This is a genomic window from Hespellia stercorisuis DSM 15480, assembly GCF_900142165.1.
GTDB classification, from domain to species: domain Bacteria; phylum Bacillota; class Clostridia; order Lachnospirales; family Lachnospiraceae; genus Hespellia; species Hespellia stercorisuis.
This window is the reverse complement of record NZ_FQZY01000055.1, coordinates 19,302-28,529: the sequence shown is the minus strand read 5'-3', so window position 1 is coordinate 28,529 and position 9,228 is coordinate 19,302. Positions and strand designations below refer to the sequence as shown.

At 37.1% G+C, this 9,228-nt stretch carries 12 protein-coding genes; 6 read left to right on the top strand and 6 right to left on the bottom strand.

Going from position 1 to position 9,228, the window contains the following annotated elements; all coding sequences use genetic code 11:
• From BUB85_RS15570 to BUB85_RS15555, 4 genes are all read left to right on the top strand, one after another.
• Positions 1-320: IS66 family transposase (locus BUB85_RS15570; RefSeq protein WP_143160656.1), on the top strand; the 320-nt coding region annotated here is incomplete at its 5' end.
• A 98-nt stretch (positions 321-418) separates the two neighbouring features.
• A complete protein-coding gene (locus BUB85_RS15565; RefSeq protein WP_073112166.1) occupies positions 419-1,861 on the top strand; it encodes a DNA primase family protein in 1,443 nt (480 codons plus the stop codon).
• Between the two features lie 349 nt (positions 1,862-2,210).
• Complete coding sequence (locus tag BUB85_RS15560) at positions 2,211-2,750, top strand: hypothetical protein (RefSeq protein WP_073112164.1); 540 nt, start codon at positions 2,211-2,213, stop codon at positions 2,748-2,750.
• Positions 2,737-4,248, top strand: coding sequence for a relaxase family protein (locus tag BUB85_RS15555; protein ID WP_073112162.1), 1,512 nt, complete (start codon positions 2,737-2,739; stop codon positions 4,246-4,248). The genes BUB85_RS15560 and BUB85_RS15555 overlap by 14 nt, the downstream gene beginning before the upstream one ends.
• Positions 4,249-4,289: 41 nt before the next feature.
• Here the strand turns inward: BUB85_RS15555 and BUB85_RS15550 are convergent, their stop codons facing one another.
• The 6 genes from BUB85_RS15550 to BUB85_RS15530 form a co-directional block, all read right to left on the bottom strand.
• Positions 4,290-4,565, bottom strand: coding sequence for a hypothetical protein (locus tag BUB85_RS15550; protein WP_073112160.1), 276 nt, complete (start codon positions 4,563-4,565; stop codon positions 4,290-4,292).
• 12 nt (positions 4,566-4,577) lie between these two features.
• Positions 4,578-4,859, bottom strand: a complete 282-nt coding sequence (locus BUB85_RS15545; RefSeq protein ID WP_073112158.1) for a hypothetical protein — start codon at positions 4,857-4,859, stop codon at positions 4,578-4,580.
• Complete coding sequence (locus BUB85_RS15540; protein WP_084534079.1) at positions 4,859-5,326, bottom strand: JAB domain-containing protein; 468 nt, start codon at positions 5,324-5,326, stop codon at positions 4,859-4,861. The genes BUB85_RS15545 and BUB85_RS15540 overlap by 1 nt, the downstream gene beginning before the upstream one ends.
• Before the next feature lie 49 nt (positions 5,327-5,375).
• Positions 5,376-5,540: a hypothetical protein gene (locus tag BUB85_RS21550; protein WP_159434659.1), complete on the bottom strand. Its 165-nt coding sequence runs from the start codon at positions 5,538-5,540 to the stop codon at positions 5,376-5,378.
• A 125-nt stretch (positions 5,541-5,665) separates the two neighbouring features.
• Positions 5,666-6,886: a hypothetical protein gene (locus BUB85_RS15535; protein WP_073112156.1), complete on the bottom strand. Its 1,221-nt coding sequence runs from the start codon at positions 6,884-6,886 to the stop codon at positions 5,666-5,668.
• Complete coding sequence (locus BUB85_RS15530) at positions 6,887-7,726, bottom strand: hypothetical protein (RefSeq protein ID WP_073112154.1); 840 nt, start codon at positions 7,724-7,726, stop codon at positions 6,887-6,889.
• 225 nt (positions 7,727-7,951) lie between these two features.
• On the opposite strand from BUB85_RS15530, the gene BUB85_RS15525 reads away from it, so the two are divergent.
• Positions 7,952-8,287 (top strand): helix-turn-helix domain-containing protein, encoded by a 336-nt coding sequence (locus tag BUB85_RS15525; RefSeq protein WP_073112152.1) that lies wholly within the window; start codon positions 7,952-7,954, stop codon positions 8,285-8,287.
• 219 nt (positions 8,288-8,506) lie between these two features.
• Positions 8,507-8,824 (top strand): hypothetical protein, encoded by a 318-nt coding sequence (locus BUB85_RS15520; protein WP_073112150.1) that lies wholly within the window; start codon positions 8,507-8,509, stop codon positions 8,822-8,824.
• Positions 8,825-9,228 lie beyond the last annotated feature (404 nt).

The following is a 9,228-nucleotide window of genomic DNA, read 5'->3' as shown; positions in this document are numbered from 1 at the left end:
CAGAAGTCACAACCAAAAAGCGTGGTCGAAAGAAAAAGACCAAGGTACTAAATCTAATTGACAGACTTGTGAATTACAAGGCATCAGTCTGCTTATTTATAAAGAATCTCTGTGTTCCGTTTGATAATAACCTTGCGGAACGTGATTTGCGCATGATTAAGGTTAAAACCAAGGTCTCAGGATGTTTTCGCAGTGAGGAAGGCGCACAGGAATATCTTACAATCATGAGCTATATTGGGACTGCTCATAAGCATGGAATAAATGCTTTTACAGCAATCAGAGAAGCCCTTTTAGGGAATTCCGATATCATCTTTAACTAATGGAGTTCTGAACAGTTACAAAAGATAAATATCCAAATCAAAAACCATCTAGCGAACAATATCGAATATTAAAGAAATTGGAACACACACAGATTGCAATGATAATAACTAAGGTGTATCGTGCCTGTCGCATATGTTGGCTAGGATTTTACGATGACGGAAATTTTACCATTGGGCTTTACCAAGAAGACGGTGAGAATCGAGGTATCTATGATACTAGAGAAGATACAATCAAAGAAATCATTCGTAAATTCAATTTTACGATAGATAGCAAGGGTATCAAAGAAGTGATACAGGCACTAGAGAATATTGCTCCAAAGAAAGTCAGATGCACAGAGAAAGATTTGATTCCTGTAAACAATGGCATCTTTGATTACAGAAACAAAATCCTTATGGATTTTGACCCTGAGTATGTATTTACCACAAAGTCTCATGTAGACTATGTGCCAAATCCTATAAATCCCGTTCTCACGATGCCAGATGGTGAGTTATGGGATGTTGAAACATGGATGCAATCTCTTTCAGATGACTCTGAGGTAGTGGAACTATTGTGGCAAGTTGTAGGTAGTATTATTCGTCCTACAGTTCGCTTCAATAAAGTTATATTGTTGTACTCTACATCAGGTAATAATGGCAAGGGAACTTTGTGTGAGTTCATGCGTAATATTTGTGGGTCGGGTTCACATACCAGTATACCAGTGAAAGATTTCGGTAAAGACTTCATGTTACAGCCATTATTATATGTTTCAGCTGTGATTGTTGATGAGAACGATACAGGTACTTTTTTGAACTCGGCAGATTCATTTAAGGCTGCCATCACTCACGATATTATTCGTGCAAATATTAAGTTCAAAGAACCCATTAGTGTTCGCTTTGAGGGAATGATGGTGCAATGTGTAAATGAAATTCCAAAATTTCAAGATAAATCGGAATCATTGTATCGTCGTTTGTTGCCAATTCCAATGAATAAATCTTTCAAAGGTATTGAACGTAAATACATCAAGGAAGATTATTTGGCACGAAGTGAAGTCTTAGAATACGCATTACATAAAGTTCTGCATACTGATTATTACGAATTATCTGAGCCGTCTGCATGTGTAGAACTACTTGGTGATGTGAAAATATACAACGACCCTGTACGTCAATTCCTTGAGGAAACTCTCCCAGCATTTTCATGGGATTTAATTCCTAATGATTTTCTTTATCTATTCTATCGAGGTTGGTTTGCTTTAAATATACCATCAGGGAAACCAATCGCTAAAAATGGTTTCCTCAAGGAAGTGAAACAATTACTTAAAGACGGATATCCTGATTGGGAATTGACGGATAATCAAGTGAGCCCAAGAGGTAAAATGGATTACCCTGAACCACTTATATTAACCTATAATGTAGATGCCCTAAAAGACCCTACATACAAAGGTTCTGACCCCAATAAGATTTGTATGCCGCCACAAGTTTTCGGATTTAAAAAATGTCGCGGTATTCAGCGTACATCTACTGCAATTACAGTACGTAGAGATGCAAGCATTAGTGACAATTAAATAGATACAAAGCCCGTTGTAATTTTAATTACTGAATACCATATGCGGTAAAGGGCTTATCGCCTGCACGACCGTAAAAAAAGCGATTACTTCTTTAGCAATAGGAACTGACCTAGTTCCATAGGCTAATAGTATATCGCTTTTTTCTTTTATCAGTTATTAGATTTTTCACCAAGTCGTTGGTGAAGAAATAGGTTCTTGATGAAAAAGGGTTCAAAGGGATTTTTCCCTTTGCAAGCGGGAGGAGGAAGTGGAAATTGCGAGAATCGCAATTTATACGTACAACTCCCATGCTTGCGATGTATCCCATTTCGCAAACAATGAAATTAAAAACAGGAGGAATATTGAAATGGAAGAAATGAATTGTCAAAGAAGAAGTACAAAAGCAACAAGACAGAAATTAGATGTTTTCCAAAAGAAACATCGTGTTGAAGTACGATTAAGTGATTATGATTTAGATGTACTAGATGCGACTTGCGAAAAATTACATATGACTCGCTCACAAGTGTTGAGAGGTGGCATTCATGATTTAAAAAATGTGACCGTAACAGAAGTTAAAAATATCCATAATACAAGTTTAGAAGCATTGGCATCTGAATGCCGAGTGTTGGGGATTCATGTGAATCAAATTGCAAAATCATTGAACACTAGACAGGTGAATTATAAATATATGGATAATGACGAATTTTTAAGCACGTTTCAGGCTGTGAAGTGTGTGCCAGAAATCGTCAACAAGATTTCGGAATTAATCACAAAGGTAGAAGAAGCTCGCAAAGATTTTGTTATTGATGTAGATGCCGAAGTTGATAAAGGAATTGATAACTATTTATATGGACAACGAACAGTTAGTGACAGATATTTGGAGGTAAATGATTATGGCGACGACTAATATTCAATCACTATCTAATGTCAGAGGTCGAATGACTTATACTGAATTTGGCAATGGTGATATGAGAAAACAACATTTAAAAGCTGGTACAAACCGTATTCTTGCAGAAATGGGCGATATGGGTTCAAGAGAGGCAATCACAAGTTATTCAGAAGCTATCTTGAAGCAACACGCTAATCGTAAAATTGGCGGATATGAAGTGCGTATATCATTTGCACTTGATGAATTGAATCCAGATAACCCACAAGATGTACAACAAGCAATGGGCATTAGTTATTTGATATGTAAACAGTTAGCACCTCATTCACCGTGTTGGATAACCATGCATAGTGACGGTGAGGGTGGCTGTCTACACGCTCATGCAATGGTGGTCAATCATGACGTAACGACAGATCGTGCGGTATCGCATGGCCTGTCGCATCATCATGTAGCCTGTACCGCCGATAAGATTTGTATTGAAAGTGGTTTATCAACGATAGGAAAGCCTGCTTTTGTGAAGAAACCTATGCTATGGGAAGAAATCAGAGATTCAGAAAGTTACTATAGCCGAACTCTAGGTGATACGATACTGCGTATCAGAAATCAATCTCTATCCCTAGAAGAATTCGAGAAAAAGCTGAATGCAGAGGGTATTACTTTACAAGAGACCCTGAAAGCAGATAAGCAAACAGGAGAAATCCATACAGGCTGGACGTATCACACGAAAAAAGGCTTTGCTGGCGAAAAACGTGCCAGACGTAGAGCAGGAAAAAAGCTGGCTGATGATTTAAAAAAAGACAGTATTGAACAATATTTTACTGAAAAACAGGCAGAGCAAAAAGAAATGCAGACAGAAATTAAACCAGTAATAAATAGCGAAGCGGAGGAAAATATGATGGATTTTAAAGGATTTAAAGGAATAGATTATACCAAGAAAGTTAGTCAAAATGATTCTTTTTTACAGTCTTTTGTTTTAAGTGAGGATGATGTAATGCCAATGCTTGACAGCTTATCAAAGGCACACAGACGTAATAGAAACTCGATAAACCGTAACCGTATTATGGAATTAAAGGATAACCCTAATGATTATATAGCAACGCTTCAAAGTGATTTAGATGCCAGCAGAAAGGAATATATGGCATCAAAAGAATACAGAGATGTATTGCAAAAGCAAGAACTACCGTCGCTTTATGCTTTAAAAGAAATATTCAAAATTTCGCAAAGTAAAGCACAGAACCCTATTGACCGTATGATGAATGATATGTTTGCCCAGCTGTTTGCATTTCTTTTAGATGATGCCATGACAAAACACAAACAAGGTCAGCTAAAGGTTGTAGAGGAACAATTATATGATAATCGTAAAGCAATGTGGGATTCTGAGAAACGGCTGAAATTGGCTCAAGAAGCAATCCGTAATAGCTCTATTTCAGAGGACAAAAGAAGAAAGGTATGTGGTGGTATAGAATCTGTATATGAGAAATCTCAAGAAGAAATAAGAGAAGACTTAGAGATGGATTGATTGAAAAAAATAACGACTCCCGTTTTGGAAGTCGTTATTTTTCATTCGTGGAACAAATCGCTGATATGTAAGGGTATCAAATCCTTGACATTGATAAATGTATCTTGTCCAGTTGGCACTACTGCCATTGCTGGTGTGTTTGCTAGCTTACCCTTTTGATTGTCTGGGTTGTAAGCAAGAACCTTTGGAACAAGGAAGATATTGCCTGTATATCGTTCTACTACGAGCATTCCTGCCATAATCTCATTTGGATTTAAGATTTTGTTATGGGCAATCTTGATATGCTCCCTTGGTTCATAGTAATTTTCTAATGACATAATATCACCTCTCTACTCGTGAAATTCTGGGGGTGGTAACAATTGCCAACTAGTTCCAAAATGCTTAATTCCCCACACATAAAGGCATAGCTCGTCATCGTAAAAGACAAGCTCATCTGTGAATTTCAATAAAAATTCTGGATTGGAAATAATGTAAAATTGAAATACAGTTTCCCCAACACATATATCACCGTTGATTATTTGCAAGTTGCGTATTGTCATTTCGTTTGCCAGCACCATGTCACCGACAAGGTCAGCCAAATCTGCAAAGCTATTAATATGTTCAAATTTCATTATCGCAATTCCTCTCTTTCTTGAAAACTGTAGGTATCGTTGCCAACGATTAAGAAATCAATCAGGTCAATTCCAATTATTTCTGATGCCAACTTTATTCGTTTTGCAGTATTCACATCGCTAGACGATGGTAACGTATTTCCTGACGGATGATTGTGGGCGATAATAATACCACTAGCACCACACATCAAAGCTCTTGTAAACAATTCCTTAGGTGAGATTTGGCAGTGAGATGAACCGCCGTGTGATACTTCAAAAATTGCAACTGGTTGTAATCTTTTATTTACGCCAATCACAACAATGTGTTCCTCTACTTTTTGTTTCAATCGGAAACAAGTTTCCAGCATTTCAGCAATGACAGCAGGGCTATTCAGCATGGTTGCTTCCTCATAATCGTAAGAATTCTCACATACCATAGCTGGCAGTCTTTCCTCATTAAACTCTAAAACATATTTTCTAATATTCATAATAGAAATCCTCCTTTTGCTCGTACTCCCGAATGCCGATAGGCATTCTTTAAAAAGGAAGTTGCATAAAAAATGCACTGCCTGAGTTAATTCTCAAGCAATGCATTAGCTCTAGGGATTTTACCGTTTCACCCTTTTCCATATGGTTCACACCATGTTCGAAACAATTCCCCCAAAACACTTTTATTTCTTCTAATTTTTGATTCATATTCATTTGCAAATAACCTCCTTAATTTATAGTAATTGCACGCTCGACGGCGGTTCCCGACGTTGTGTGCGATATTAGAAAAAAATACACCACTTAGGTGTGATACCTAAGTGGTGTAGTGTTGCGGGTTGTTATTCCCAGTGACCTGGGACGTCGACAACCCATTTGTCTTCGTACTTACCTTGGTCTTGCCATTCGGTTACGGCAGGTGTGGTTACGGTTTTGTAGTGGTCTTTCTGTTGAAAGCTACCAGAGTAACCTTGCATTGCGAGTTCCATTTGGTGATTTATACAGTCAGCTTCACTTGTAGTGGTGTAGCCGTCTTCTGTGAAGTAGAAGTCAGAGTAGTCATAGACCTTTTCAGTCTTGGCTGGTGCGATTTCTACTAGAACCATGTTCTCTACCCAGACTTTCTCGTAGTGACCTTGGTCAGGAACCCATACAGGCTCTTTTGGTTTGCCAGTATCGGGTTTGGTTCCGCCAGTGTTGCCACCAGAGTTACCTGAACCGTTGCCTGTGTTGCCTGTTGAACCGTTGTCAGTACCTGTTGAGGTGTTGTCTGTATTGCCAGTGTTATCTGGCTTTACAGTTTCAGCAGGTTTTGTTTCAGTTTCAGACTGTGCTGACTCAGTCGTTTCTTTCGTAGACTCTTTTGTCTCGTCAGAGATGTGTTCGTTAGCGTCTACGTTCTTGTTGACTGTGTCAAGGATTTGCTTGCCGTTGTCACCCTTTAGGGTGTCATCGCCATCTTTGATAGCGGTTTTGATGTTGTCAACGACTTCTTTCATCATTTCATCAGTGACCTGCTCTGCAGGAATCTGCTTGATAGTGATTTCTACAAGAAGTTGTTCTGATGCTTTGTCCTTAGTGACATAGTCAGCTGAGTTGAACGTAAGGGTTTCTTTCGTTCCGTCTTTATCAGCATCTTTGTTAGCGTTTGCTAGGACGTGAATAGAACCGTCAACGTTAATAGGTGCAACTACCGTAAGTTCGTATTCGCCAGAGACTAGAGAAATCTTAGGCTCTTCTTTGCCATAAGAGATAGCGTGATAGAAGTCTGTGGACTTCGTGTTGTCATCAGTTCCTACAATGTGAACGATAGCAGGAGATGATTCTGCTGTCCATTTTTCGTCAGGGCTTGTCACGTTGAGCTTGATTTCGTCGATGATGGTTTCTTGTGTCTCTGATTCGGTTGTGGTTTCACTTGCTGATGTTTCAGTTTCAGGTTCAGTGTTTTTACTGAATGCACCTGTTACACCAGCTACAGCAAATGCAATAATAAGTACGATAGCGGTAGCTATTGCTATCGCTTGTTTGGTGTGGCTTTTTAGCCACTCTTTGATTTTATTCAATTAATCCACCTCAATTCCTTTCGTGTCAGGAGTATCGAGCATAAATCCTGCGTGGTTTTCGCTAACAATTGTTACTATGCTACCAAATCCTCTAAAATTCATATCATACACCGTCTGAGTTCCATAATCAGGGAAAAGTTGAGTTTCCGCAGTAGAAGTTTTTTTGATTTCTGTCATGTTGTTTGAATAAGATGTAGACAGATATTCTCTCTCAAACTCAAGAGTCTCTTCTTTTGTACCGTTTCCCGAATTGTCTGTTTCAATATGCATTAGATAAGGAACGCTTTCAGGCTCTTTGTACTCAAGATTAGAAATTTCTGATAACAGGCTGTCCATAAAGGTGAATTCCTCTTGATAACGGTCTACATCATATAACTCTTTATATTCTGAAGACATATCAGGTTCAAGCGCTATGGCCTCATTCATATCATTTTCGAGAGAATCTCTTTCTTCGGAAAGTTTTGTTTTCTCGTTATCAATGCTTGATGTGAGACTAGCAATATCGGATTCAAAACGTGTCTTATCTTGTTCTTTTGCAAGTGATATTATCTCATCATCTGAAAGTTCTTTCAAGTCAGAAAAAGTAAGTTTATCACATTTGTAAGGAGTTACATTTCCCTTTCCATCGAATACTAAAATAGAATAAATGTTTTCGTCTTTCCCAACTATTCCTTCAGATGTAAACCAAATACCCTCTTGGTTAAAAGCCTCAGAGGCAAGGACTGGTTCTTTAGCGGTTTTTACATCACCTTTACTTCCTCCGCAAGCAGTAAGTGATACAGCCATAAGACATAGTGCAATTGTTAAGGTAAATACCTTAGATAGTTTTTTGATTTTCATTTTGATTTCTCCTTTAGATTGTATTTTGATTTTTTACATAACTTAGACAAAACAAGTTCAAAAAAAGTTTTATCTACTCGAAAAATTATATGAATTATTGAATATTCTTCGAGTTTTAGTGTTGTATAAACTGTGAGGGCGATAAAAAGCCCATATAGTTTATTATAACACTCAGATAATGCCTATACAATACAAATATAGATTAATTATATAGGCGGTGATGACATGAATTACTATGAAATTGGACAAAGAATAAGAAAATACAGAAAAGCATATAATCTATCTCAAGAACAGTTAGCTGATAAAGTAGGAATATCGGCAACCCATATGAGCCATATAGAAACAGGCAACACAAAGCTAAGTCTTGCCGTGTTGGTTAAGATTGCAGAGGCTTTGTCTGTTCAGACGGATGCGCTGATTTATGATGCTCCGCAAGTGAATAGAACAGCAATGACAGATGAAATTAGTGATATTCTCAGTTCTTGTAAGCCCGAAGAATTAAAGATTGTAACAGACGTGATTAAATCGCTTAAAATCTCATTAGATAAAAATAATGATTAAGAGCATTATTCAAACTCTGTCCAGTATTTCTCTCGGCAATCTGAAAGATTGCTATCTAAAAAAATAGAACCCGACAGCTTAATTGTCGGGTTCTCAGCCTATAGACAAAGTAATTTAAGTTGTGAATCACTATATACTAAGAGAAACATTATGCAGGCTTCACAGCTTCTCTTTTTGCTGATATAATTAAATAAATTAGAATTTGAGGAGGAATGGAATATGATAATTGCTTTTGTTATTTGGAGTATAGTTGCAGTATTATTTTTAGGAATAGGTATTAGCGGATGGAAGTCCAAAGAAGCAGTTGGATTTTTTACATTTGTGAAGCCGCCTGTGGTTACTGATACCAACAAGTATAATCGTTCAGTTTCAATGCTTTGGATTATTGCAGCTGTCATTTTAGAAATAATAGGAATCCCTTGTTTATTTTTAGAGCAGAATTCACCTATGTATATTCCTATGATATTTGGTGTCATGGCTTTGGTTATTGGAATGATGATTGTATATCTTAGAATCCAGTCAAAATACAAAGCATAGACAAATTCCAGTTTGTCGGTTGGTAAATATCAATTTAATAACAATAAATGGAACCCTACAATTAAACTGTCGGGTTCTATTTTTAAAGTCTGTTACTAGAAAGTAGTAAATTGGTAGTAAATGAATCGTATTATGAGTCTAAAACATAGATAAACACTGTGTTTTACTGAGGTTGTAGTGAAAACACTTTATTTTTATTATAAAAATTTTACATTTTCTTAATGAACAGCTGAAGTGAAAATAAATATGAAATACTACTTGAAAATATAGTCTGAGTATTATATGATATCGATAAAGCAGAGTTCATTGTAAATCGCATTCAGCGATTTGCATCTTAGCCATACATTGGCTTCTACGTGTTTATACACACTATATATTCGGAAAATTCTTGCTTTTAATCACAT

Bases quoted from the DNA above. Each gene is read 5' to 3' on its own strand.
- BUB85_RS15565 (WP_073112166.1), top strand. From the start codon at position 419: ATGATAATAACTAAGGTGTATCGTGCCTGTCGCATATGTTGGCTAGGA.
- BUB85_RS15555 (WP_073112162.1), top strand. From the start codon at position 2,737: ATGGCGACGACTAATATTCAATCACTATCTAATGTCAGAGGTCGAATG.
- BUB85_RS15550 (WP_073112160.1), bottom strand. From the start codon at position 4,565: ATGTCATTAGAAAATTACTATGAACCAAGGGAGCATATCAAGATTGCC.
- BUB85_RS15560 (WP_073112164.1), top strand. From the start codon at position 2,211: ATGGAAGAAATGAATTGTCAAAGAAGAAGTACAAAAGCAACAAGACAG.
- BUB85_RS15545 (WP_073112158.1), bottom strand. From the start codon at position 4,859: ATGAAATTTGAACATATTAATAGCTTTGCAGATTTGGCTGACCTTGTC.
- BUB85_RS15530 (WP_073112154.1), bottom strand. From the start codon at position 7,726: ATGAAAATCAAAAAACTATCTAAGGTATTTACCTTAACAATTGCACTA.
- BUB85_RS15540 (WP_084534079.1), bottom strand. From the start codon at position 5,326: ATGAATATTAGAAAATATGTTTTAGAGTTTAATGAGGAAAGACTGCCA.
- BUB85_RS15525 (WP_073112152.1), top strand. From the start codon at position 7,952: ATGAATTACTATGAAATTGGACAAAGAATAAGAAAATACAGAAAAGCA.
- BUB85_RS15520 (WP_073112150.1), top strand. From the start codon at position 8,507: ATGATAATTGCTTTTGTTATTTGGAGTATAGTTGCAGTATTATTTTTA.
- BUB85_RS21550 (WP_159434659.1), bottom strand. From the start codon at position 5,540: ATGAATATGAATCAAAAATTAGAAGAAATAAAAGTGTTTTGGGGGAAT.